Here is a 25456-nt window from a genome sequence, read left to right as displayed (position 1 = left end):
GTCATGCTCCTAAGGTTTGGTTTTATTCTGTCGAATTATAGTATACCAATATAGCGCATTAGACGACTTTTTTCGCCGTCTAATGGCCATTAAGTATTGAATTACTTGGTACTACCGATTACTGAGCTTTCTCAGCAATAAACTTTTCTACCACTGCTTCGATTTCTGCAGCTGTTGGTAAAGAAAGGGCTTCTTCAGCCATTGCTTTCACTTCTGCGAAGTTAGAGTTACGAACTACTTTCTTCACTTTAGGGATTGAAATGCCGCTCATTGAGAACTCGTCCAGACCCATACCTAGAAGTAGAAGCGTTGCACGCTCGTCACCTGCAAGTTCACCACACATACCAGTCCATTTACCTTCTGCGTGAGAAGCGTCAATAACTTGCTTGATCACGGTTAGTACTGCTGGTGATAGTGGGTTGTAAAGATGAGAGATCATCTCGTTACCACGGTCTACCGCTAGCGTGTACTGAGTTAGGTCGTTTGTACCGATAGAGAAGAAAGACACTTCTTTCGCTAAGTGGTGTGCGATCGCTGCAGCAGCAGGAGTTTCAACCATAACACCGATTTCGATGTTTTCGTCGAATGCGTGGCCTTCAGCGCGTAGCTCTTCTTTGTACTCTTCGATCGCTTTCTTAAGCTCACGGATTTCTTCAACAGAGATGATCATTGGGAACATGATACGCAGTTTACCGTGTGCAGACGCACGTAGGATGCCACGTAGCTGATCACGAAGGATTTCACGACGATCCAGACTGATACGTACAGCACGCCAGCCTAGGAATGGGTTCATCTCTTTTGGAAGATCCATGTATGGGAGATCTTTATCGCCGCCGATATCCATAGTACGGATGATCACAGCTTGACCGTTCATTGCTTCTGCAACTTCTTTGTACGCTTGGTACTGTTCTTCTTCAGTTGGTAGCGCAGTACGGTCCATAAATAGGAATTCAGTACGGTACAGACCAACACCTTCACCGCCGTTACGGAGGATACCGTCACAGTCTTTCACTGTACCGATGTTACCGCAAACTTCTACACGGTGGCCGTCAGTCGTTTCTGCGTGCAGGTCTTTCAGTTTCGCTAGCTCTTCTTTTTCAGCTAGGAATGCCGCTTTAACCGCTTTCGCTTCTTCTAGTTCAGCTTCTGATGGGTTAACAACAATCTTGTTGTTCATCGCGTCAAGAATCAGCATATCGCCATTCTTAACTTTTTTCGTGATGTCGTTAGTACCAACGATAGCTGGAAGCTCAAGAGAGCGAGCCATGATTGAAGTGTGAGATGTACGACCGCCGATATCACAAGCAAAACCAAGTACGTAGTCTAGGTTAATTTGTGCCGTTTCAGATGGCGTTAGGTCGTAAGCAACTAGGATAACTTCTTCATTGATGTCGCTAAGCGAAACAATGTTGATACCCAGTGCGTTTTTCACAAAACGAGAACCGATATCGCGGATGTCAGTTGCACGTTCTTTTAGGTATTCGTCATCTAGTGACTCAAGAGCACATGCTTGCTCTTCGATAACTGAGTGGATAGCGTGATCCGCAGTCATCTTGTCGTTTTTGATAAGTGCTAGGATCTCTTCTTCTAGCTCTTCGTCTTCAAGAAGCATGATGTGACCTTCAAAGATCGCTTCTTTTTCTTCACCAAACGTTTCAAGCGCTTTTTGCTTGATAGTTTCTAGCTGAGCTGCAGATTTGTTACGAGCGTCGAAGAAACGCTGAACTTCAGCTTCTACTTGATCGTCAGAAATAGTGTTTGTGTTTAGGACAATTTCATCTTCTTGAAGTAGTAGTGCTTTACCGATTGCAATACCAGGAGATGCTAGGATGCCTGAAATCATAGCCTTACCTTAAGTTTGGTCAACTTTATAAAACGGGAGAATAATGGGTGCGCTAACGAATAGTTTTAGCTTAGTTTTGAGCCTATTTCCAACGAAGCCATTTTGCTTTCACAAAATGGCTTCTGGAGTAGGAGACCGGATTAGTGTAGTTGGTCCATTAGAGCAACTAGGTGGTCAACTGCTTGCTGAGCTTGTGGGCCTTCAGCAGAAATAGTTACTTGAGTACCTTTTACTAGGCCTAGTGTTTGTAGTTTGAATAGGCTCTTAGCGCTAGCGCTTTTACCGTTAGAAGTCACAGTGATGTCTGCGTCGAATGCTTTTGCTTCTTTAACAAACTGTGCAGCTGGACGAGTGTGAAGGCCGTTTTCTGCTGTGATTTCTACTTGCTTCTCGTACATGTGATATACCCCAATAAATGTATTTTTTTGTTAGTTTGTGACTAGATTTTAGCTTAACTGCTTTACATCTTGTGCGCTAGCACGGGAAGAGTTCAAAGCGCGTCAGTTCTGATACTAGTCAAAAGTTTGGTAACTACGCAACTGTTTGCGTGCGTAATCACTTTGAAACCTTTTTGTGTTCTGCTTCTTTATTTTGAAGCTAGAAATAAAACACCCTGATATTACCAAAGGTAGGGCAGGGATCAACAAAAAAGCCCCTAAACGGGGCTTTTTTAAACTAAAAATTGATTTGAACACATATTATTGTTGGTTCTCTTTTTCGGTAAAGATACCTGCAAAGAGTGCTGTGCTTAGGTAACGCTCACCTGAACTTGGTAGAACGGTTACAATTGTTTTTCCTTCAAATTCAGGGAGTTCTGCAAGTCGGTTAGCTGCAACAACAGCCGCGCCGGATGAGATGCCAGCTAGGATACCTTCCTCTTCCATTAGGCGACGAGCCATCTCAATCGCTTCTTCTGAGGTGACTTGTTCAACGCGGTCAATAATGTCTAAATCGAGGTTACCTGGGATGAAACCAGCACCGATACCTTGGATTTTGTGCGGAGCAGGTTGGATTTCTTCGCCAGCAAGTGCTTGGGCAATAACTGGAGACTCTGCTGGCTCAACTGCGACAGAAGTGATGGCTTTGCCTTTTTCACCTTTGATGTAACGGCTTGTACCTGTGATAGTACCGCCCGTACCTACACCAGCAACGAATACGTCGATTTCACCGTCTGTCGCTTCCCAAATCTCAGGGCCCGTAGTCTTTTCGTGGATCTCTGGGTTCGCAGGGTTGTCAAATTGTTGAAGAAGTAGGTACTTCTCAGGGTTGCTTGCTACGATTTCTTCTGCTTTAGCAATCGCCCCTTTCATGCCTTTCGCCGCTTCAGTCAGCTCAAGGTTAGCGCCCAGTGCTTTAAGTAGCTTACGGCGTTCTAGGCTCATTGATTCAGGCATGGTCAATGTTAGCTTGTAACCGCGAGCGGCCGCTACGAATGCTAGAGCAACACCTGTGTTACCACTGGTAGGTTCTACAAGCTCTACACCTGGCTTAAGAAGCCCCGCTTTCTCTGCTTCCCAAATCATGTTTGCACCGATACGGCACTTAACACTGAAGCTAGGGTTACGCGCTTCAATTTTCGCGAGAACTTTGCCTTTGCTCACTTTGTTTAGACGAACGAGAGGTGTATTACCGATAGTAAGAGAGTTATCTTCGTAGATTTTGCTCATAGTGATGTTCCTTCATTACACGTTGTGTGAATATGGATAGAAGAATATGCGGTATGAAAAAAAGGGAAAAGGATTAAAAAGTTATATCTTATTAGGTTGGCCCAGAACTTCATAAAAGAAAAGGGAAAAGCTGGCGCTGATCCCTTTCCTTAATCTCTAATCGACTATCGTTGGTGCTTAAACTCCGCGACCCACATAGCGGTTGCACCACATATTGCTACAGGCATGACAATGAGGTTCAAAATTGGGATCGTCGTAAACACAGACACCAATACCCCAAAGCCATAGGCCTTACCTTGCTTTTGTTTCAATTTGTAACGCATGTCGTTAAATGGGATTTTATGGTTATCAAACGGGTAGTCACAATATTGAATCGCGAGCATCCAGGCGGTAAAGATAAACCATAAAAATGGGCCTACTGTTTGTCCAAGGGCAGGGATGAGCAATAACAGGAATAGGCCTATTGCTTTAGGTAAAATGTAAAGGAGCTTTCTCCACTCACGAGCTAAAACGCGAGGAACATCTTTCAGGACGGCAGTGAAACCATCATCATTTACTTTTTGTCCCGTTAAGTACTCTTCCACTTTTTCAGCTAAGAGGCCATTGAATGGCGCGGCGATAAAGTTCGCGAGCGTGCTGAAAAAATAGGAGAAGGTAGCGAGTATCGTTAGAGCGAGTAAAGGCCAAAGAATGTAAGTTAACCAGGATAAAAACTCAGGCAGCTGCCCAATCCAGTCTTCGATCCATATATTAAGGTTTGAAAATAGATAGAAGATGGCACCACCCACAAGCAAGATATTTGCAAGTAGAGGTAAGATGACAAAGCGTCTGATTTTAGGGGCAAGTGCCAATTGTATCCCGTATAGAAAATAACCGAATCCGGTTCTCTGCTGATTGTTTTGCTTCATGTCTATTTTGGCTTCGTGTAAATGAAAACTCATTGTACCTGTGAGGGCTTTTCTTTCAATGCCCTGACAAATGACGTCTTGTTAAGTGGAATCGTGGCAAGAATCACAACAAAAAACGGAACTTCTTGCATTAAGTTGTTCTAAATCTACATATAGTTTTGGTAAAGTAAACGTATCATTCAGATTTATTGCACTTGGGTTGCTGCTCAAGGAACTGCGAGTAGTAAAAACAAGTATATTGAGAGTAAATAATGCAGGAATTGCGATTCGTACTCATTGTTGTTGGCGCATTAGCCATCGCGGCATTGCTGTTTCATGGTTTGTGGAGCAGTAAAAAAGAAGGCAAAGCAAAGTTTGGTAACAAGCCGCTTGGTAAGCTGGATGTTGACCAAGGGGACAAAAATGATCTTGTCGAGAAAGAACGAGACTTCGCTCCCGCTCCTGAAGATGACTTTGAGATCATTCGTAAAGATCGCAAAGAACCAGATTTTGGGATGGCGAGTTCTTTCGACAACAAATTTGAATCTGACCCGCTATTCGGTGGCCCATCTGAAGTAACACAGACACAGCAGGAGCCAGATGACATCCCTTCATTTGTTGCAGAAAAAGATAAAGAAGAGGACGTTGAGCCTGTTGTTCAAGCACCAGTAGTTGAAGAGCCACTCCAGCCTGCTGTGGAAGAAGAAGCTATTCCCGCCGCGTTTGATATTGCTGAGAAAGAACAGCAAGTCGAATCGGTTAGTGAGCCTGTCGTTGCAGAGCCTAAGGAAGAGCCAAAGCCAGAACCTGAAATGCAAGTGATTGTATTGAATGTGCACTGCGCGGGTGAAGAGCCATTTGTTGGTACTGCTTTATTTGAAAGTATGCAACAAAACGGCTTAATTTACGGCGAGATGGATATTTTCCACCGTCATGTCGACTTGTCCGGTAACGGCAAAGTGCTGTTTAGCGTCGCTAATATGATGCACCCTGGTACGTTTGAGCATGCTGATCCTGCTGAGTTTACAACGAAGGGGATTTCATTCTTCATGACATTGCCTTGTTATGGCGAGGCTGAACAGAACTTCAACTTAATGCTCCGAACTGCGCAGCAAATTGCTGATGATTTAGGTGGCAACGTTCTTGATGACCAGCGTAACTTAATGACACCAGACCGTTTAGCGTCTTATCGACGTCAAATAGTTGAGTTTAATGCCGCTAACGCATAATCTTAACAGCAAATAATAATAGGGCTCCGGATGGAGCCCTTTTTCTTGGATTTCCCAACCTCACCGATTGAAAATACACGGGGCTTTACTATGTCTGAATCAGTACTTCAGCGATTAGAAGAACTAAAAGAGTCGTTGCATTACCACGCTGTGCGTTACTACGTGGAAGATAACCCAGAGATCCCTGATGCCGAGTACGACCGCTTAATGCGAGAGCTCCTGGATATTGAAGCTGAGAACCCTGATTTAATTACCGTAGATTCACCAAGTCAACGTGTCGGTGGACAACCTCTCTCTGCGTTTAGCCAAGTGACACATGAAGTACCGATGCTTTCGCTTGATAATGCGTTTGATGACAGCGAACTTGATAGTTTCCATAAGCGAGCACAAGAGCGGGTGGGCAGTCAGAGTGTGAAAGAATACTGTTGTGAGCCGAAACTGGATGGACTCGCAGTTAGTTTACTGTATGAGAACGGTGTGTTAGTTCAGGCGGCAACACGAGGCGATGGCACTACTGGCGAGAACATCACAGAAAATGTACGTACGATTAAAGCCATTCCTTTAAAACTCAGGGGTAATGACTGGCCAAATCGTCTTGAAGTTCGTGGTGAAGTCTTTATGCCGAAAGCTGGGTTTGAAAAGCTCAATGAATTAGCAAGGAAGAAAGGCGAGAAAATCTTTGTTAATCCACGTAATGCTGCGGCAGGTAGCTTACGACAATTGGATTCACGCATTACTGCTTCTCGTCCCCTTAGCTTCTATGCATACAGTGTAGGCGTGGTGCAAGGCGCGGAATTGGCGGCAAGTCACTACGAACGCTTCTTGCAAATTAAATCTTGGGGATTACCAATGTGCCCGGAGACCAAGCGAGTTGAAAGTTTGGCGGATGTAAAAGCTTACTACCAAGATATCTTGCAGCGTCGTGATGCCCTTCCTTATGAGATCGATGGTGTCGTCATTAAAATTGACGATATTGCCGTGCAAGAGCGTCTTGGATTTGTTGCTCGCGCTCCACGTTGGGCGATTGCCTACAAATTCCCGGCTCAGGAAGAAATGACGACGTTGAATGAGGTGGAATTCCAAGTCGGTCGTACTGGTGCGATTACACCTGTTGCTAAACTAGAGCCTGTATTTGTTGGCGGGGTAACGGTAAGTAATGCGACGCTTCATAACGCAGATGAGATAGAACGTCTGCAAGTTAAGATCGGTGATCACGTTGTGATTCGTCGAGCGGGTGACGTTATTCCTCAAGTTGTTTCTGTCATCAAAGAGCGTCGACCAGAAACAGCGCGAGATATTATTTTTCCAACTCAGTGTCCTGTTTGTGGTTCGCATGTTGAACGAATCGAAGGAGAGGCGGTAACACGTTGTACGGGTGGCTTAGTTTGCCAAGCTCAACGTAAACAAGCGCTAAAGCACTTTGTGTCTCGTAAAGCGTTAGACGTTGACGGTCTAGGCGATAAAGTGATCGAGCAACTTGTTGACCGTGAGATGGTGAAAACTCCTGCTGACTTATTTAAGTTATCTGCGGGGATTTTAACGGTATTAGATCGCATGGGGCCAAAGTCTGCGCAGAACATTGTGAATGCGTTAGAAAAATCCAAAGAAACAACGTTACCTCGCTTTTTGTATTCGCTGGGGATTCGTGAAGTTGGCGAGGCAACCGCCGCAAACCTAGCAATGCACTTTAAAACGTTGGAAGCCATCCAAAATGCTAATGAAGAGCAGTTAATTGAAGTGCAAGACATCGGTGCTGTGGTTGCTCAACATATTACGACTTTCTTCAGTGAAGAGCAGAACCAAGCGGTGGTTAAAGATTTGCTTGAACAAGGGATCCACTGGCCAGAGATTAATACTACTGAGCAGGTAGGAGAGCTACCGTTAGAAGGTAAAACAGTCGTATTGACAGGAACACTTTCTCAATTAGGTCGCACAGAGGCTAAAGAAGCCCTCCAATCCCTAGGTGCAAAAGTGACAGGTAGTGTTTCTAAGAAAACGGATATTTTGTTTGCTGGTGAAAATGCAGGTTCGAAGCTGGCAAAGGCACAAGAACTGGGTATCGAGATCAAAACAGAACAAGACTTACTCGAGTTGATGAATTAAGTCTCATCAAAAAAGCTAAAAAATAACTAAAAGCCCGACATGCTTACCATGTCGGGCTTTTTCTCGCCCATAATTAAGTGCTTTTTTATTGAGTTTTTATGCTTTTTATCTTTTCAGTGATCAAGATCTCCCATTGAATTATTAAGGTTTTTTACTTCTTTAGTCTGCGAGTGACTTCAAGTTGGAATTCTAGGGTGTGATTTAAGTTATTGATATTTAATGTTTAACTGTCTTTTCGTGTTAGTGTTGTTAAAAGTAAGATCTGGATCAACAACTTATATGGAACTTTGGACTGGCTCATATTTTTTTAGAAAAAAAATAAGTTCCGTTTGGATGTTTTTAGCTGCGAAGTTAGTCTTAATCACGTGGATACACGGTGTGTATGCAGGAACTAAAAAAAGCCAAATTAGAAATAATGAGGTTTGATCAGGAATTTACTTCTCTCCTTCGGCGGCCAACTAAAGGTGAGATAGAAAAATACAGCTATATCCATTTTTAGGAGTTTTTCCATGGACAAATTTTTTAAGGTTTCAGCGTTAACCGCAGCAATGTTTGGTGTTGTTGCTGTTGCTCCAGCTACAGCGTCTACTGAAAGTGCAGCAGGTGGCGAGTACGTAGAGAAAGTGAACGAATTTATGCAAGACTCTAGTCTTAATGCATTATTTCTAGTTGATACTCGTTCTCGTACTCGTACAACAGGTAAGCCTGGCGGTGAAAACGGTGACCGTTGGAGTCGTCTAAACTACTCTTCTTACAACGCAATTTTAGACTTTACTTCTGGCTACCACGATGGTTGGGTTGGTGCAGATGTTGCGGCTTACTATTCTGGCGACCTTTACAACGATAGCCTTTACAATTCAAACGAAGGCTACCTATGTAACGAAATTTCAACTTGTAACAACCTAGACTGGGGTGCAGGTGATGGTCAACAGCTTAAAGTTTACAAAGCAGCACTGAAGTTCAAAGCAAACGAAAGCTTCAACGCGCGCTTTGGTATGCTACAAGCGGGTGGTAACGGTACTATTGGTAACGTTTGGAGTTTCGTACCTGGTACTTACCGTGGTTTCGAACTGAACGCTAAACTAGGTGATTTCAACCTAAGCTACTTTGGTGCAGACCAATTTACAGCACCTTGGCTACTTCACGAAGATGACTACGCGCCAGCGCTTTGGTCTGACACGTCATGGAGCTACCTACACTCTCTAGGTCTAAACGGCAACCTAACTGACAGCTTGTTTATGCAACTTGGTTTGGGTCAAGCTACTGGCGTTCAATATGCAAATGGTATCGACTGGGGTGCAGGTCAAGTAACTAGCTACCATAACGAAACTGACAACACTTCTTACAAGGCTTACTTGAAGTACACTGTGAGTGACCGTACAACTCTAGCATTTGATTTCTACGGTGTTGACGATGATGTGAAATACGATGGTCTAGGTTTCCACACTGGTCTATCTTTGAATCAATCTTTCGGCAAGCTAGCTTGGATGTCTGAGCTACGCTACACAGACACAGACAACCGTGCTGACTTCGTTCCACGTACAATTCATACTTACGGTATGAACAACGGTACTTGGTCTCAGTGGTGGGATGCACTGTCTGACTGGAACAAAGCGGGTGAGCTAGCGTGGTACAACCGTCTATCTTACAACCAAGGTAACGGCTGGAACTACTACCTAGGCTTTGGTTACGGTACTGGAGCTGATTCTGCAGCAAGCGGTGCATCAGGTGACTGGGATTACGAAAGTGAATACGCAGTTAACGCGACAGTATCTTACTCTCTACAGAGTGGTGCACTGAAAGGTTCTACGATCCGTCTACACGGTACAATCCTAGAGCGTGATGAGTACGCTGGTGCTGGTGATGCGGATGAAACAGACCTACGTCTACAAGTTCTTATCCCTTACAGCTTCCACTAATACTTAGTGAGATGATAAAAAGGAGCCGCTAGGCTCCTTTTTTTATTTTACTTCTCGACCATCATATATTTTGCAATATAACGGCGGTAGCATATGCACGTTACCGTTTGGTAACTCACACTTTATCTCTGGGGCTAGCGTACGGCCACCTGAAGCACCATTAGCATGAGTAGTTAATGGAGCTAGGGCAAAACATGCTAACAATAGACCAGCTAAAAATTTCATAATCATCACCTTAATGTAGACATTGAATATCTACTTGCTTGGATAAATAATGACTTTACTGAAAAGTAAGGTATCAATAGTTTCTTAATATTGAACTAACTACTGACTTCTATATTAGTTCCATTCCCCGCCTCTAAATCGACACATTTCACTTGGAATATTAGTGACATCACCACTGGGCAATTTACATTCGACTATCGGTCCTAAATTAGTTGTACCACCATTTCCGTTGGTGTAGGCAAAGGAAGAAAAAGAAAAGATACCGCATAACATTAAAAAGAGAAGTTTCTTCATAGTACATCCTCTTACTTACCAAATAAAAAGCATTCAACTTAAATGCTTATGCGTTAAGTATGTATGGGGGGACAAAAAGATCAAAAAATAATTCAATAAAGTTTTATTTTTTAAAATAAATTTAGAAAGATAATTTATATCGATATATTTCTATCTTATTGATTATCGTATGATGAAGAATTAAATAATTGGAAGAAGAGGGTAGGATATTAATAATATTTCTGCTACTTATTTTTTGTTCGATTTTAATTAAATCAATGAAATGAAAGCGGTTGTTTAGATTAAAGTAATGGAGCATAGTTATGCCCCATTACTTTGGCATAAATTACTTAGAATCAGGCTCAATGATTAAAATAATACCATCGATATCTTTTATTTTAACGCGCGTTCCTGCTGGAAGTGCTTGATCCGACTGTGCCGACCACGTGGTATCGGCAACCTTGATACGATTGAGCCCAACAGAAAAGTCCTCTTCAATGGTAAGTGTGCGTCCGATTAACTGCTTATACTTTTGGTTCAGATCTCTTTCTTGGTCTTCTTTCTTGTCTTGAGACCATTGTCGTCGCCACCATAACCAAGTGGTGATTAAGCTGAAACTTGCAAAGCAAAGCCATTGTAATTGCCAGCTCATTGGCAAAACGGTCATTAGGGCCCCAACGATAAGTGCAGAAACTCCGAGCCAGAGAAAATATCCCGCAGTCCCAAGTAGCTCTACCGCTAGAAGTGCAAAACCGAAGGCTAGCCAATGCCAGAAAGAGATACCTTCCAGCAAACTGAAAAAGTCCATAAGTTATTCTTTATCTTGTTGTTTAAACATCTCTGCTATCCCTGCAACCGAGCCCATTAGTCCGGTCGCTTCTAATGGAAGCATAATGATTTTGCCGTTTTCGGCTTGACCAATGCTTTTGATCGCTTCGGTATAGCCCTGAGCAATGAAGTAATTGACGGCTTGCATATCGCCTTTGGCAATCGCTTCAGAAACCATATAAGTCGCTTTTGCTTCTGCTTGTGCGGCGCGTTCACGAGCTTCAGCATGGAGAATAGCAGACTGCTTTTCGCCCTCAGCTTTTAATATCTCCGATTGCTTATGACCTTCAGCCTTTAAAATTTCAGCTTGGCGTACCCCTTCTGCTTCGAGAATCTCCGCTCGTTTATTTCGCTCGGCTTTCATTTGAGCATTCATCGCTGCCGTTAGATCGGATGGTGGCTGGACATCTTTTATTTCAATTCGCGTGACTTTTACACCCCACGGGTTGGTGGCTTGGTCAACAATTGCCAGCAGCTTGGAGTTGATCATGTCACGCTGACTCAGCATTTCGTCCAACTCCATTGAGCCTAAAACGGTACGGATATTGGTGAGAGTTAAATTTCTAATGGCATGTTCCAAATCGTTGACTTCATAAGCCGCTTTGGCAGCATCGATGACTTGAACAAATCCGACCGCATCAATAACCACGTTGGCGTTGTCTTTTGAAATAACTTCTTGCGCTGGAATATCAAGAACGCGCTCCATCATGTTGACTTTTTGCCCTATCTTATCAACAAATGGGATGATCAAGTTTAAGCCGGGTTTTAGCGTATGGGTGTAGCGTCCGAAGCGTTCGACTGTCCAGTTATTTCCTTGTGGCACCGTCTTAATGGCTGAAGATAAGATAATTACAGCAAGAACGACGAAAATACCGATGGTAATCAGTGAATCAATTGGCATGAGTTATTCCCTTAAGTGCATAATGTCCGATTCATTTTTACCTATTTATAGACAATAGACAATTGAAGTTCTGAGAACCTTAAGAGGTTATTGGTTTTTTATATAACAAAGGCCGGAATATCCGGCCTTTAGTTGAAGTTTCGCTTTTCAGCGAGTTAGTACAGAATCGAATACAGCTGACGGCGATATTTGCTTGCTAATGCGTTGCCTTGACCTAGCGCGCTGAGAATATCCATAAAAGTCTTCTTCACTTCACCGTCTTGGGCGCCCAAGTCTTTTTTAAGAATATTCCACAGCAGTTCCAGCGCTTCTTCATCACGACCCACTTGGTTGTACTGTACCGCCAATTCACAAGCGAGTTCGAAGTTTGCCATGTCTGCTGCGTATGCTTGTTCTAGTCGTTGTAACTCAGGGCTATCTGCAGCCTGCAAATGCAGCTCGAGCTTGGCTATTAGACTCTTGTAGTAGTTATCTTGATACTCAAGAGGGATAGCATTCAATAGCTCTTGGGCGACATCAAATTGTTTGGTTTCTAATAAACAATCTGCCATCGCGAGTTTCACATCGCCACGCTCTTGCAGTTCTGGCGGCAAAGTGTGGATGATGCTTAAAGCCTGAGCATGCTCACCTTGCTGAAGAAGTTCACTGACTTGCTTTAATAGCTGTTCATCTGGGCTTGGCAAATGCTTTTGTAGCATGGTTGCAATGGCATCAATTGGCTGAGGGCCACCCAATCCATCGACGGCTTGACCATTTATAAACAGCGCGATAGTTGGCAATACTTGCACACCAAATTGAGACGCTAGAGCCGGCTGATCTTCACAATTTAATAAAGCAAGCGTAAATGCACCGTTGTACTGTTGAGCAAGAGATTGCAACTCAGGGAGTATCTGTGCGCTTTCTGGTTGAGCATTGGCCCAAAAGTGGATCAGAACGGGCGTGTTCATTGATCCTTCAAGAGTTTCGCGAAAGTTCTGTTCTGTTATCTCAACGATAAATGGGGATTGCATCAGAGTATCCTTGCTTTGTGTCTTGTCGTTGATAATAGATATGGAGTTGATTTAAGGGAAATTCAAGCGATGGTTGCTAATCGTCATCAATAATGAATCATTCTATTTTGTGAAAGGATGCGGTAAGAGAATGGTGTTACTGCTGAATAGGTGTAAGGCAAAAAGAAAACGCTGCCGAAGCAGCGCAGTTCTAATGCTATTTGTTAGTGCGGTATCAAAATAGGATGAACATGGTCAACACTACACCCACACTAAGCCAGTTAAGCTGATTTAATGTCATTGTTGCCTCGCAGTAGTAAAAACATTGCTACAAAACGTAATGGGTGGCGATACCAAATCTAAGCAACTCATTCACTTTAGGTTGAATAGTGCTCACTGAATTGCGTAGAAATTGATTCGTTTGCTTGAGGTTTTTTTAACCTACATGCTCATAATGACATCACATTGTTACGATGAAATTACATTGTGACAAAACTTTTTTATGCAGCTTGTCGCAAAATTTTATCAAGCACACGGGTTGGTAATAACCTTTTCAAGATTGCGAATAATTTAGTCGGCGTAGTAATTCGATAGCGAATTTTAGGTGAAGCGCTAGTTAATGCATGAAGAACAGGTGCGACGCAGGACTCTGCAGGTAAAACAAATCGATTATTAGATTTGTCTTTGTTGAGTCGCTCTCTTTGTCCTTCATAGACGAGGCGGTGAGGGCTGGATTCAATATCAATCCACTTCTCGAAGGCTTTTAATGCATTGTTTCTAAATTGAGTTTCGATAGGCCCAGGTTCTATCAATGCCACTTTGATATTCGTATCCGCAAGCTCTAGCCGTAGTGTGTCAGTCCAGCCTTCTAGGGCAAACTTTGACGCATTGTAGGCGCCGCGGTATTTCATTGCAGCAAAGCCAAGAACAGAACTGTTTTGTATTATCCGTCCTTCGCCTTGTATGCGCATGTGAGGAAGCACTTCTCTGACTAACTGGTGCCAACCAAAAAAGTTGGTCTGAAATTGAGCTTGAAGAGCCTCGGTGGGCAAGTCTTCCAATGCACCGGGCTGGCCATAGGCACCATTATTGAACACGGCATAAAGCTTACCCTCTGCTAGCTCTAATGCTTGCTTCACGCCCGAAGAAATACTTTCAGGGCTGTTTAGGTCTAGCTTGATGCAGGTTAGCCCTTCATTAATTAGACGTTGGACATCTTGCTCTTTCCTACAAGATGCTATGACATGAAATCCCTCGTTTTGCAGGGCGTGAGCGCACACGTAACCGATACCGGTTGAGCAACCCGTAATAAGAATCGACTTTTTCATAAATTAAGCCTCAAGAAACATTGAATGAGGTCATCATTCATCAGCTCCGGTCATGAAGCAAGTGCTTGAGTGCTGGCTCTATTCTGGAGTAGCTAAATTTGAAGCCAAGTTCGGTGAGCTTTTTGGGTTTTGCTCTCATGCTATCGAACAATAAGCAGGAAGATTCACCCATTAGGAGTTCCATTGCCCATTTAGGCGTGAACAAGATATGTGGTCGTTTGAGCGTTTTTGCCAACGTGCCGCTAAAGATACGGTTAGTCACAGGGTGAGGTGCGCACATATTGAACGCACCGTGGGCATGTGGTGTTTCAAGCAAGTACATGATGGCGCGGACCATATCCAGAATGTGAATCCAAGGCATGTACTGGTTACCGTTCCCGAGCGGGCCGCCTACGCCAAGTTTGTAAGGTAAGAGCATTTTCGCCAACGCACCGCCATTAAGGCCGAGCACCACGCCAGTTCGCAATAGACAAACACGTGTTTGTTCAGACTCTGCGCGTTTGGCTATTTGCTCCCACTTTGCACAAACCTCGTGAGGAAAGTCTTCACTGTTAACATGCAGGCACTCATCAAACGGGTGGTCTTGTTGATCGCCATAGTAACCAACGGCCGAGCCACTAATAAAAACAGCGGGAGGTTCTGTGCTGGCGTGGATCAGCTCAACGATTTGTTCGGTAATTTTCCAGCGACTTTTGCAGATTTTTTCTTTCTGCTCACTGGTCCATCTTTTATCTGCGATAGGCTCACCCGCAAGATTAATTATGGCATCAATGTGATTGAGATCGGCGAATGACTCAAGCGAGTTAAGGTATTCGATATTACCCAAATCAGCGTGTTGGAGGCGTTGTTTTGCATGCTCTGGAGAGCGTGTAAGTAGCATAACTTGGTGAGTGGATAGCAGCTTGAGCAACTCCGAACCAATAAACCCAGTGCCACCTGTGAGTAATATCTTCATGTTATCTCTTTGAATGTACACGTATTAGAACATTATAGTCGTTTTGTGCTGAGCTTGATCATCTCACGACTATTATTTCTAGGATAGTGGCAAGCCTGTAGCGAGGCTACTGACTTCACATATTGAAAAAATGTAACTAAATGTTATGCATGGCGCTAATTCGTTCACGGTAGGAGAACTAAATCTATGCCAGACTAAAAACATCGCTAACGGAACAAGCGTAATCAGTTTGCACCATCAAGGAGGATAGGTATGGAAGCATTTGTTGCTCTTTTTCGAGCGCTCCTTAATAGTGCTCGCGATCTGCTACCCATCGTTGTTGTTATCACTTTTTTTCAATTAGTTGTTTTGCAAGAGCCACTTCCTAATCTCATCTCCATTCTTTTTGGCTTATTGCTTGTGGTTTTAGGGTTAACGTTTTTTATTTTTGGTCTAGAGCTTGGTCTTTTTCCTATCGGAGAGAGTATGGCTCAAGCCTTTGCAAAAAAAGGCAGCGTATTCTGGTTGTTAGTTTTTGCGTTTTGTCTAGGCTTTGGCACCACGATCGCCGAGCCTGCATTAACGGCCGTAGCAGAAGAAGCATCAGAAGTTGCGGCAGAAGGAGGGATGATCACAAACTCAGAGCAATCGATGCAGGATTATGGACAAGGGCTACGAGTAACGGTGGCACTTTCTGTGGGGATCGCCATCGTTATTGGCGTTCTGCGCATCTTAAAAGGGTGGCCAATTCATTACATGATCATCGGCGGCTACGTCGGCGTTGTAGTCCTGACGTGGTTTGCACCGGAAGCCATTATTGGCGTTGCTTATGATTCTGGAGGTGTGACGACGTCGACTATCACCGTGCCTTTGGTCACTGCACTAGGGGTTGGTTTAGCATCGGCGATTAAAGGGCGCAACCCCATGGTGGATGGTTTTGGTTTAATCGCTTTTGCCTCGCTACTACCGATGATGTTTGTGATGGTTTACGGAATGGTCGTAACATGATTTCAATTGAACATTTCCTAGACACTTTATTATCGACCGTTCGAGATGTCATTCCCATCGCCAGCATTATTTTTGGTTTTCAGTTAGCGGTGTTAAGGCGTCCAGTTAACAACCTTAAGAAGGTTTTGCTTGGGTTTGTTTATGTGATTCTTGGGCTCGCTCTTTTTTTGCTCGGATTAGAAATGGCTCTGTTTCCGCTCGGAGAGACCATGGCCGTGCAACTGACGGCGCCGGAATTTTTACAAGAGTTTAAAGTCTCTGTGGGAAAAGCCTTAGTGTGGGTCGACTACTATTGGGTGTATACCTTCGCCTTTTTTATCGGTTTTAGTACCACGATTGCTGAGCCTTCTCTAATCGCTGTAGCGATAAAAGCAAACCAAGTTTCTGGTGGCAGTATCAGTATTAACGGTTTACGCGTGGCCGTTGCATTTGGGGTGGCCATTGGCATCGCGCTAGGGAGCTATCGGATTGTTGTCGGTGACCCTATTCACTATTACATCATTGCGGGTTACATCGTGGTTGTGATTCAAACATTTTATGCGCCAAAGCTTATTGTTCCGCTCGCCTACGATTCTGGAGGCGTCACGACTTCTACTGTCACTGTTCCGCTTGTAACCGCACTAGGGCTGGGGCTTGCTTCTACCGTCCCAGGAAGAAACCCAATGATTGATGGCTTTGGCTTGATCGCTTTTGCCAGTCTGTTTCCTATGATCTCTGTGATGGGCTATGCGCAAATAACCCAATGGCTGAATAAAGATGTCTCGGAGGACGAAGAAAATGCGCTTTAAATTGATACTTGCGTTTGTTGAAGACAGCAAAACAGACAAGGTACTGGACGCTGCTCGCGAATCTGGCGCGACTGGTGCGACGGTGATTAATAACGCTCGTGGACAAGGTTTAAATCAAAAGCGAACGTTTTTTGGCTTAACGCTGGAAGTACAAAAAGATGTGCTGCTGTTTGTCGTTGAGGAGCACCTTTCTCGACACATATTAGAAACCATCAATGAAGTTGGTGAGTTCGACCGAGAGTCGGGGCAGGGCATTGCTATTCAGATCGATATTGAGGATGCAGTCGGTGTCGCGCATCAAGTAGAGACGTTGACCAAAGTGGTCGAGGATGAGTTATGAGCAGTCAAACGATAATTAGAGTTCGAGATGTAATGGCGGCTACTTATGTCATGGTTGATGGGCTAATGACAGTTTATGAAGGCATAACGTTGGCTAAAAAATACCAAGTCAAAGCGCTGGTGGTGAAAAAGCGAGATGACAACGATGAATATGGCATCGTCTTGATGAATGATATCGCCAAAAAGGTGCTGGCGAATAATCGCTCTCCACAGCGCACGAATATTTATGAGATCATGACCAAGCCCGCTTTGTGTGTCGACCCTGATATGAATGTGAAATATTGTGCGCGCCTATTTGAACGATTTGGCATTAGCCGAGCTCCGGTCATTGAAGATGGGGAGGTCATTGGCATGGTGAGTTATAACAATATTGTCATCAACGGCATGGTGCGAGAAGAAGTGTAATAGGTTGATATAAATGAAAAATCAACGCATTTTTTCTCAAGTCAGCGACTGTTACAAAGAACTAAAATATTTAATATATGTTAGGTTGCATATGTGTTAATTCACCATTATTCTTTGCGCCCTAAGTCTATTGTCGAGGAATTTGTATCATGCCTTTAGTCTCTTGCCCTGTGTGTGAGAAACAAATCTCAAAGCGCGCTCACGCATGTCCAGGATGCGGAGAGCCAGACCCGCTGCACCACCTAGCTAAGTCAAAATTTATGTCGATGGTGTTTTGGATACTGGTGTTGGTTGGAACTGCGTATGCCGCATGGTTCTATATTTTGCCTATGGTCATTGAATCATTGCGTTATCAGTAGTCGTTGGTTGAGCTGTCATAAAAATGCCGTAGAATGACCTCGTACTTTGTGAGGAGACGATGTCGTGAAACTATTTTTTGCCTCAGATCTGCATGGCTCTTTGCCAGCAACTAAAGAAACTATTGAGCTATTTTTAGCCTCTGGTGCGGAGCACCTGATTTTGTTGGGGGATACGCTAAACCACGGGCCAAGAAACCCGATTCCAGAAGGTTACAACCCACCGCAGGTGGCGGAGCTATTGAACCAATACAGTGAGCAAATTATTTCTGTGCGTGGTAACTGCGATAGTGAAGTGGACCAAATGCTATTGAAGTTTCCAATGATGATGGATTACTCGTGGGTGCTACTTGAATCTGGCAAGAGAATCTTTTTGACTCATGGTCACTTGTATAACTCTGAAAAACGGCCGCCACTGCGTGAAGGTGATATCATCGCCCACGGTCATACGCATGTTCCTGTCGCAGAGATGCAAGATGGAGCCATTATATTTAACCCAGGCTCGATGACATTTCCACGTAATGGTTTACCAAGAAGCTTTGGTACTTTAGAAGACAATACGCTAACGGTAAAAACGCCAGAAGGCGAAGTATTAGCACAAACCATGATTTAACGGTTTTACTAAGTAAAAAAATAGGGAGCGAATTGCTCCCTATTTTGTGTCTGAATGTCCTAAATCGCGTTCTGGGTCGATAATGTCTCTTACGCGCTGTTTTAGCACCTTTGCTTCAGGAAAGCCGCTGTCTTTTTTCCGTTCCCAAATTTGCTGGCCATTGCAGAAAATTTCGAAGCGACCACCCGTATCTGGGTGCAAGCTGATCGTTTCTATTTCTTCGCTAAAAGTATGCAGTAGTTCTTGCGATAGCCAAGTTGAACGCAACATCCAGTTGCATTGGCGGCAGTAATAAATATCAATGATTGCTTTATCCATGAAACTTTCCTTTTAATCGGTTTAAACTAGCAACTTGATACCCACGGCAAACGTGAGAATTTCGAATGCAATTTTAATCACTCGGTTGCTGTATCGAGTCGCGGCCCATGCGCCTAAACTGCCGCCTAGAAATGAGCTTAACAATAAAACAGGCAACCAAGCCCAATGTATCGGAGCGCCAGCTTGGACGACGGCAATGCCTCCAATGCCATTCCAAAACAGGCCGACACAAATCATGGTGTAAGCAACGGCTTGTTTATAGTTATACCCAAACCAGCGAACTAAAAATAATGTCACGAGCAGACCAGAACCTGCGGTCAGCGACCCGTTGATGATACCGATGAGCATTAGTCCGACACCGCCGATGACCCAACCGATTGGGTGACGGTTACGTGTTATTTCTGATTGGCCTAACGATTTCTTAAATCGTGAATAGATGCCGAGCGCGAGAATCATGCTCCCTAGCATTTTTTCCGCCATACCATCAGGTATTTGGACAATTAAGTTCGCCCCTAAGACTACGCCAATGCTGCCAGAGACTATAAGGTAGAGCGCGACCTTCCATTTAATTGTGCCTGCTTTTAAGTGTGTGCTTGCTGCCCCTAAGCCTAAAGCGACGGAAGCCACTTTATGTGTCCCCAGCGCAACCGAGAATGGCAAGCCGAGAAAGATGAGCAAAGGGAATTGAAGTAAGCCTGCACCGCCGCCAGAAAGCGAAGCCAGAGTATTGGCGATAAGTGAGCCGAAAAAGAGGGTGAGGGTATCTAGCCAATCCATAAGCAAAATAAAGGGGGCGTTTTGCCCCCTTATCATCAAATCAAAGTTAGTTTTTAAACAGCACCGAAGAACCGTGGTTCAAGCTAGTGAGCAATAGCGTTTTTTCGTTCACGACATCAATACGGCGACTTTGCTCGGCATCAAGCTTAAAGATTTGAGTGATCAAACGTAGCTGTGCTTCGGAGAAGTCTTTTGATTGAGAAGATGAAATATCTTTAAACTCAGAAGGCGAAACCAACAAATAGTTGTCACTTACTTCCCAGCGCCCTTTTTCCGAGATATTAATCGTGGATTCTGCCGTTGAACCTTGAGCGAATAGTTTGATATTTGCTACGCGAATATAGTCCCCATTAGGGAGATATTTCACATTTGATTCAACATTAACACGACGCAGTGGGCCGACAGGATCGTCAGGCAAGCTGTCTGTAATGACCGTCACCATGGTTGACTGCCACTCATTGGCAGTGAGGACCTGTTCCACTTTTAGGTCGCTACCCCAATATAACCAACCACTGAAAAGAACGGATACGGCCAAAACCGCAGATGCTAATTTTATCTTCATTCTGGCCTCCTTATTTACAGATATCGGTTGGGTCATTTTGACCAGCGAAAATACGCAATGTCACGTTCTCATATGAATGTTGACTGTCATGAATGTAGTTCAGAATCAGCTGATTGTTCTGGCCACCTGTAGCAATCACTTCTACCGGCATTGAATCTTCTGCATGGTATTTTACGTAGCGTTCAATGCACTGCTCAATGGACGGCAACCAACTATTGATTTGCGGGTGGTTCACTGGCGTCATCACAGGTACATTTTGATACTCACCAATCTGACGGAATTGGGATTCTGCAGGATTGGTGAATAGCAATACACAAATAGGAAGCAGTAGAGACAAAAGAACGATCATACGCGGCAGCCAGTTATTAGTGTTAGCTGCTGGTTTTGGCTGTGCCTTAGGTAGTTCTACTTGAGGCTCTACTTCAGTCGTGGTGTCTGCCGCCGCTTCTGTTGACGGCGCGTCACTTGTTTCTATTTCCGCAGCGTGCGCTTCATTTTCAGAAGTGGCTTCTTCAACGTCAGTATTAGAGTCAGCAGATAATGGGCTTAAGCGTTCCACTGAACAAATGAGTTGATAACCGCGTTTAGGAACCGTTTTAACAAACTCTGGAGATTTTGTTGAGTCCTTCAACATCTTACGCAGAGTAGAGATCGCTTGAGTCAGGCTTGAGTCATCCACCTCAAAACCTTGCTCACGCCAAACAAACTCGTGAAGCTCGTTACGGGTTAAAACTTCGTTTGGTCTCTCTGCCAACATCAGAAGTATACGGCTTTCGTTGCTTCCTAATCGTACAACGTCGTTGCCGTTTTGTTGGTCAGCGAGCGAATTACTATTTGGATCAAAGGTGAACCTTTGAGCAAGTAGAAATTTGGTGCCGATGTTAGTCATTTAGTTCTTCTTAGATGGATGATGTTGTAATTATAGTGATTTATGTCACAAAATTACCGAAGCGCATGGAGTGCGCACGACATTTTAGATGCTTTTAGGCTGGTAGGATAATTAAATTTTTCTAAAAAAACACCGTTTTTAGCAATATTGACCTTGAATTTACATTTGTCAGCCACATGTTAAATGACATCTCAGTAAGGTAATTTCAAGGGGAAAGTCACAAACTTATCTCCATGAAAAAGCCAATTAGTTTAGATGTTATGGAGCACACATGAGCGAAACCGTATCTCAAAACAAAGAAACTCGTGGTTTTCAATCAGAAGTAAAACAACTACTGCATTTAATGATCCATTCTCTTTATTCAAATAAAGAGATCTTTTTGCGCGAGCTGATTTCTAACGCATCAGATGCATCGGACAAGCTGCGCTTCCAAGCGCTATCTAACCCAGACTTATATGAAGGTAATGCAGATCTTTGCGTGAAACTGTCGTTTGATGAAAGCGCAAATACCTTAACCATTTCTGATAACGGTATCGGTATGAGCCGCGATGATGTGATCGAGCACCTAGGTACGATTGCAAAATCCGGGACCGCAGAGTTTTTCTCGAAACTGTCTGAAGAGCAGAGCAAAGACTCTCAGCTTATTGGTCAGTTTGGTGTTGGTTTCTACTCGGCGTTTATCGTTGCTGATGCCGTCACCGTACGCACTCGTGCTGCGGGCCTAGCCGCTGATGAAGCAGTACAATGGCACTCAGCCGGTGAAGGTGAGTACACCATCGAAAACATCACTAAAGAATCGCGTGGTACTGATATCATTCTTCATATGCGTGAAGAAGGTAAAGAGTTCCTAAATGAATGGCGTCTACGTGATGTGATCAGCAAGTACTCGGATCACATTGGCATCCCAGTTTCCATCCAAACGGTTGTTCGCGATGACGAAGGCAAAGAAACGGATGAGAAGAAGTGGGAGCAAATCAACAAAGCTCAAGCTCTGTGGACGCGTAATAAATCGGATATCTCAGATGAAGAGTATCAAGAGTTCTACAAGCACGTATCACATGACTTTGCCGATCCATTGGTTTGGAGCCATAACCGTGTAGAAGGTAAAAACGATTACACGAGCTTGCTTTACATCCCATCTAAAGCGCCATGGGATATGATGAACCGCGACCACAAATCAGGTTTGAAACTATACGTACAACGCGTGTTCATTATGGACGATGCAGAGCAGTTCATGCCGTCTTACCTACGTTTTGTACGTGGTTTAATAGACTCCAATGATCTGCCACTCAACGTATCGCGTGAGATCTTACAAGACAACAAAGTGACTCAGTCTCTACGTAATGCTTGTACTAAGCGTGTGCTAACGATGCTAGAGCGCATGGCTAAGAATGATGAAGAGAAATACCAATCATTCTGGAAAGAGTTTGGTCTTGTGATGAAAGAGGGTCCGGCAGAAGACTTCGCAAACAAAGAGAAAGTTGCAGGCCTATTGCGCTTTGCTTCAACTGAAGTGGATTCTGCGGAGCAAACCGTGGGTCTAGCTGCTTACGTTGAGCGCATGAAAGAAGGTCAAGATAAGATCTACTACTTGACGGCAGACAGCTATGCAGCTGCGAAAAACAGCCCTCACTTAGAGCAGTTCAAAGCGAAAGGCATTGAAGTTATCTTGATGTACGACCGCATTGATGAGTGGCTGATGAACTACTTAACTGAGTTTGACGGCAAGCAGTTCCAGTCAATCACAAAAGCTGGGCTCGATCTAAGTCAGTTTGAAGATGAAGCAGAAAAAGAGAAGCAGAAAGAAACTGAAGAAGAGTTTAAGTCGGTTGTAGAACGCACGAAGTCTTACCTAGGCGATCGTGTGAAAGAAGTTCGTACGACCTTTAAACTCGCATCTACACCTGCTGTTGTGGTAACGGACGATTACGAAATGGGCACTCAAATGGCGAAGCTTCTTGCAGCGGCGGGTCAGGCAGTGCCAGAAGTGAAGTACATCTTTGAGCTAAACCCAGAGCACGAGCTGGTTAAGCGCATGGCTGACGAAGCGGATGAAGAGGCATTTGGTCGTTGGGTAGAAGTCCTGCTTGGTCAAGCAATGCTTGCAGAGCGAGGCTCAATTGAGGACCCAACGGAGTTCTTAGGAGCTGTTAATAAACTTTTGACTAAGGTGTAATAACCTCAGTACATCAAAAAGCTCGCATTTCGCGAGCTTTTTGTTTGTTGTCGCAAAATTTTGCATCTCAGGTGTTGAGTTAATAATCAATAGGGCGTGAAAGAGGGTATCGTTAACATTCTTTAGTCTTAATACACTCTTTGCGCGGCGAACCTGTGATAGAATCTGCGACTTGAATGTGAGTAATAAGGCGTGTATTTTTGCTCGCCTATATACGTTATACCGAAACTTATCGTTGCGAGTGCTTCTCGGGTTTGATGTCTAAGAAGCCCAGCTATTGTGAGCTTCGGTATAAATCTTAAATATTAAAGAGGATAAATCATGCGCATCATTCTTCTAGGTGCTCCAGGTGCAGGTAAAGGCACACAAGCAAACTTCATCATGGAAAAATACGGTATTCCACAAATCTCTACTGGTGATATGCTTCGTGCTGCTATCAAAGCAGGTACAGAGCTTGGTAAACAAGCTAAAGCTGTTATCGACGCTGGTCAGCTAGTTTCTGATGAAATCATCCTTGGTCTTATCAAAGAGCGCATCGCTCAAGAAGACTGTGCAAACGGTTTCCTACTAGATGGTTTCCCACGTACTATCCCTCAAGCTGACGGCCTAAAAGAAATGGGCGTAGACGTAGACTACGTTATCGAATTTGACGTTGCAGACGATGTGATTGTTGAGCGTATGGCTGGTCGTCGTGCTCACCTTCCTTCTGGTCGTACTTACCACGTTGTTTACAACCCACCTAAAGTGGAAGGTAAAGATGACGTAACTGGTGAAGATCTTGTTGTTCGTGATGACGACAAAGAAGAAACAGTACGTGCACGTCTAGGTGTTTACCACGAGCAAACTGCACCACTAATCAACTACTACGGTAAAGAAGCTGAAGCAGGCAACACTAAGTACCTTAAGTTTGATGGTACTAAGCAAGTAGCTGAAGTTAGTGCAGATATCGAGAAAGCACTCTCTTAATTTGCTGAAGTCAAAAATTTAATATTTTGATATATTGAAAGCGACCCAAGTGGTCGCTTTTTTTAGTTTACTCGTAAACATATATCTAAATGACTTCAAGTGGCAGCGATGTGAGGCTATTTAAGTATATGAACTAAGCCGTTTACCATGAATAGGATGTTATGAAAGAGAATAATAAACAGGGTGTACTCCTAGTGAACCTGGGTACTCCTGACGCACCAACCGCTCCTGCCGTAAAGCGCTTTTTAAGTCAGTTTCTTCATGATCACCGAGTGGTAGACATGACTCGATGGCTTTGGTGTCCGCTATTGCACGGCGTTATCCTTCCAATCCGAGCTCCCAAGGTTGCTAAACTCTATCAATCAGTTTGGATGGAAGAGGGCTCGCCACTGATGGTGTACTCTAAGCGTCAAACAGAAAAGTTGGCTCAAAAGCTTGATATGCCAGTCGAACTTGGCATGACTTATGGAAATCCAAGTTTGCAATCAGGTTTTGAAGCGCTGTTGGCTCAAGGGGTAGAAGAAGTCATCGTTTTACCTTTGTATCCGCAATACTCGGGCACAACAACGGCAGCGGTTTCTGACGGAATCACTAAAGCGTTTAAAAACCTGCCCGTGATACCGGGCTTTAGCTTTATTCGGGATTACTACAATCACCCGAAATACATTGAAGCGTTAGCGCATTCAGTTCGTGAACATTGGCAAGAGTATGGTAAGGGAGACTACTTGCTATGTTCTTATCACGGTATTCCAAAACGTTACGCTGATAATGGAGATGTTTACCCTCAGCACTGTGAAGAAACGACTCGCTTACTCGCTGAAGCGTTAGGGTTAAACGAGCAACAGATAGGTATGACGTATCAGTCTCGATTTGGCCGAGAAGAGTGGTTACAGCCCTATACCGATAAAACCCTAGAGGCACTTCCTGCAAAAGGGGTAAAAAATATCAATGTAGTGACACCAGCATTCTCTTCGGATTGTTTAGAAACGTTGGAAGAGATCTCGGAAGAGTGTAAAGAGATTTTCCTTGAAGCAGGTGGTGAAAGCTTTACCTACATTCCTTGTTTGAACGATAGTGAGCTTCATATAGAAATGATGGCTGAGCTAGTTCACTCTAAGCTTTAGGTACAAAAA

At 43.9% G+C, this 25456-nt stretch carries 26 protein-coding genes; 12 read left to right on the top strand and 14 right to left on the bottom strand.

Annotated features, from left to right (window positions below; all coding sequences use genetic code 11):
• Nucleotides 1-118: 118 nt before the first annotated feature.
• The 4 genes from ptsI to cysZ all read right to left on the bottom strand — a co-directional run bounded on the left by ptsI (nt 119) and on the right by cysZ (nt 4418).
• A complete protein-coding gene (gene ptsI / locus FR741_RS11300; RefSeq protein ID WP_005393100.1) occupies nt 119-1843 on the bottom strand; it encodes a phosphoenolpyruvate-protein phosphotransferase PtsI in 1725 nt (574 codons plus the stop codon).
• A 140-nt stretch (nt 1844-1983) separates the two neighbouring features.
• Nucleotides 1984-2241 (bottom strand): HPr family phosphocarrier protein, encoded by a 258-nt coding sequence (locus FR741_RS11295; protein ID WP_005382043.1) that lies wholly within the window; start codon nt 2239-2241, stop codon nt 1984-1986.
• A gap of 300 nt (nt 2242-2541) precedes the next feature.
• On the bottom strand, nt 2542-3510 hold the full coding sequence (cysK, locus tag FR741_RS11290) for a cysteine synthase A (RefSeq protein WP_005382045.1): 969 nt from the start codon (nt 3508-3510) through the stop codon (nt 2542-2544).
• 164 nt (nt 3511-3674) lie between these two features.
• On the bottom strand, nt 3675-4418 hold the full coding sequence (cysZ, locus tag FR741_RS11285; RefSeq protein ID WP_031780324.1) for a sulfate transporter CysZ: 744 nt from the start codon (nt 4416-4418) through the stop codon (nt 3675-3677).
• Between the two features lie 251 nt (nt 4419-4669).
• On the opposite strand from cysZ, the gene zipA reads away from it, so the two are divergent.
• The 3 genes from zipA to FR741_RS11270 all read left to right on the top strand — a co-directional run bounded on the left by zipA (nt 4670) and on the right by FR741_RS11270 (nt 9648).
• Nucleotides 4670-5626: a cell division protein ZipA gene (gene zipA, locus FR741_RS11280; protein ID WP_167426813.1), complete on the top strand. Its 957-nt coding sequence runs from the start codon at nt 4670-4672 to the stop codon at nt 5624-5626.
• A 90-nt stretch (nt 5627-5716) separates the two neighbouring features.
• Nucleotides 5717-7729 (top strand): NAD-dependent DNA ligase LigA, encoded by a 2013-nt coding sequence (ligA, locus tag FR741_RS11275; protein WP_041852978.1) that lies wholly within the window; start codon nt 5717-5719, stop codon nt 7727-7729.
• Between the two features lie 509 nt (nt 7730-8238).
• The gene (locus FR741_RS11270; protein WP_006742721.1) at nt 8239-9648 is read left to right on the top strand and encodes an OprD family porin; all 1410 of its coding nucleotides are present in this window, start codon (nt 8239-8241) and stop codon (nt 9646-9648) included.
• A gap of 339 nt (nt 9649-9987) precedes the next feature.
• Here FR741_RS11270 and FR741_RS11265 read toward each other — a convergent pair whose 3' ends face one another.
• The 6 genes from FR741_RS11265 to FR741_RS11240 form a co-directional block, all read right to left on the bottom strand.
• A complete protein-coding gene (locus FR741_RS11265) occupies nt 9988-10167 on the bottom strand; it encodes a hypothetical protein (protein WP_074191004.1) in 180 nt (59 codons plus the stop codon).
• Nucleotides 10168-10492: 325 nt separating this feature from the next.
• The gene (locus FR741_RS11260) at nt 10493-10954 is read right to left on the bottom strand and encodes an NfeD family protein (RefSeq protein WP_053807089.1); all 462 of its coding nucleotides are present in this window, start codon (nt 10952-10954) and stop codon (nt 10493-10495) included.
• A gap of 3 nt (nt 10955-10957) precedes the next feature.
• Nucleotides 10958-11875 carry an SPFH domain-containing protein gene (locus FR741_RS11255; RefSeq protein ID WP_167426812.1) on the bottom strand — a complete coding sequence of 306 codons (918 nt, stop codon included), beginning with the start codon at nt 11873-11875 and terminating at the stop codon, nt 10958-10960.
• A gap of 155 nt (nt 11876-12030) precedes the next feature.
• Nucleotides 12031-12885, bottom strand: coding sequence for a co-chaperone YbbN (locus FR741_RS11250; protein ID WP_048626123.1), 855 nt, complete (start codon nt 12883-12885; stop codon nt 12031-12033).
• A gap of 479 nt (nt 12886-13364) precedes the next feature.
• Complete coding sequence (locus tag FR741_RS11245) at nt 13365-14192, bottom strand: SDR family oxidoreductase (protein ID WP_167426811.1); 828 nt, start codon at nt 14190-14192, stop codon at nt 13365-13367.
• A 40-nt stretch (nt 14193-14232) separates the two neighbouring features.
• Nucleotides 14233-15147 carry a TIGR01777 family oxidoreductase gene (locus tag FR741_RS11240; protein ID WP_065645456.1) on the bottom strand — a complete coding sequence of 305 codons (915 nt, stop codon included), beginning with the start codon at nt 15145-15147 and terminating at the stop codon, nt 14233-14235.
• 252 nt (nt 15148-15399) lie between these two features.
• Here FR741_RS11240 and FR741_RS11235 point away from each other — a divergent pair, with 252 nt between their 5' ends.
• From FR741_RS11235 to yfcE, 6 genes are all read left to right on the top strand, one after another.
• On the top strand, nt 15400-16134 hold the full coding sequence (locus FR741_RS11235) for a DUF1538 domain-containing protein (protein ID WP_046874270.1): 735 nt from the start codon (nt 15400-15402) through the stop codon (nt 16132-16134).
• Nucleotides 16131-16922, top strand: a complete 792-nt coding sequence (locus FR741_RS11230) for a DUF1538 domain-containing protein (RefSeq protein ID WP_046874269.1) — start codon at nt 16131-16133, stop codon at nt 16920-16922. The genes FR741_RS11235 and FR741_RS11230 overlap by 4 nt, the downstream gene beginning before the upstream one ends.
• Complete coding sequence (locus FR741_RS11225; protein ID WP_167426810.1) at nt 16912-17262, top strand: P-II family nitrogen regulator; 351 nt, start codon at nt 16912-16914, stop codon at nt 17260-17262. The genes FR741_RS11230 and FR741_RS11225 overlap by 11 nt, the downstream gene beginning before the upstream one ends.
• Nucleotides 17259-17666, top strand: a complete 408-nt coding sequence (locus FR741_RS11220; protein ID WP_005393075.1) for a CBS domain-containing protein — start codon at nt 17259-17261, stop codon at nt 17664-17666. The genes FR741_RS11225 and FR741_RS11220 overlap by 4 nt, the downstream gene beginning before the upstream one ends.
• A gap of 149 nt (nt 17667-17815) precedes the next feature.
• Nucleotides 17816-18025 (top strand): hypothetical protein, encoded by a 210-nt coding sequence (locus tag FR741_RS11215; RefSeq protein WP_005393073.1) that lies wholly within the window; start codon nt 17816-17818, stop codon nt 18023-18025.
• Between the two features lie 64 nt (nt 18026-18089).
• Complete coding sequence (gene yfcE, locus FR741_RS11210; protein WP_046874268.1) at nt 18090-18635, top strand: phosphodiesterase; 546 nt, start codon at nt 18090-18092, stop codon at nt 18633-18635.
• Nucleotides 18636-18674: 39 nt separating this feature from the next.
• On the opposite strand, the gene FR741_RS11205 is transcribed toward yfcE, so the two are convergent.
• From FR741_RS11205 to FR741_RS11190, 4 genes are read right to left on the bottom strand one after another with little or no spacing between them, the layout of a single operon-like run.
• The gene (locus tag FR741_RS11205) at nt 18675-18953 is read right to left on the bottom strand and encodes a SelT/SelW/SelH family protein (protein WP_005382088.1); all 279 of its coding nucleotides are present in this window, start codon (nt 18951-18953) and stop codon (nt 18675-18677) included.
• A 21-nt stretch (nt 18954-18974) separates the two neighbouring features.
• Entirely contained in the window at nt 18975-19730 is a 756-nt protein-coding gene (locus FR741_RS11200; protein WP_167426809.1) for a sulfite exporter TauE/SafE family protein, read from the bottom strand.
• 46 nt (nt 19731-19776) lie between these two features.
• The gene (gene toxS / locus FR741_RS11195) at nt 19777-20292 is read right to left on the bottom strand and encodes a transmembrane regulator ToxS (protein ID WP_005393067.1); all 516 of its coding nucleotides are present in this window, start codon (nt 20290-20292) and stop codon (nt 19777-19779) included.
• A gap of 10 nt (nt 20293-20302) precedes the next feature.
• Nucleotides 20303-21181 carry a transcriptional regulator gene (locus tag FR741_RS11190; protein ID WP_005393065.1) on the bottom strand — a complete coding sequence of 293 codons (879 nt, stop codon included), beginning with the start codon at nt 21179-21181 and terminating at the stop codon, nt 20303-20305.
• 271 nt (nt 21182-21452) lie between these two features.
• On the opposite strand from FR741_RS11190, the gene htpG reads away from it, so the two are divergent.
• From htpG to hemH, 3 genes are all read left to right on the top strand, one after another.
• Nucleotides 21453-23357, top strand: coding sequence for a molecular chaperone HtpG (htpG, locus tag FR741_RS11185; RefSeq protein ID WP_005393063.1), 1905 nt, complete (start codon nt 21453-21455; stop codon nt 23355-23357).
• A gap of 321 nt (nt 23358-23678) precedes the next feature.
• A complete protein-coding gene (gene adk, locus FR741_RS11180; protein ID WP_005393061.1) occupies nt 23679-24323 on the top strand; it encodes an adenylate kinase in 645 nt (214 codons plus the stop codon).
• Between the two features lie 161 nt (nt 24324-24484).
• Entirely contained in the window at nt 24485-25447 is a 963-nt protein-coding gene (hemH, locus tag FR741_RS11175; protein WP_074191010.1) for a ferrochelatase, read from the top strand.
• Nucleotides 25448-25456 lie beyond the last annotated feature (9 nt).

Origin of the sequence: Vibrio diabolicus, from assembly GCF_011801455.1 — a bacterium.
Classification (GTDB): Bacteria; Pseudomonadota; Gammaproteobacteria; order Enterobacterales; family Vibrionaceae; genus Vibrio; species Vibrio diabolicus.
This window is presented reverse-complemented; position numbering and strand designations above follow the sequence as displayed.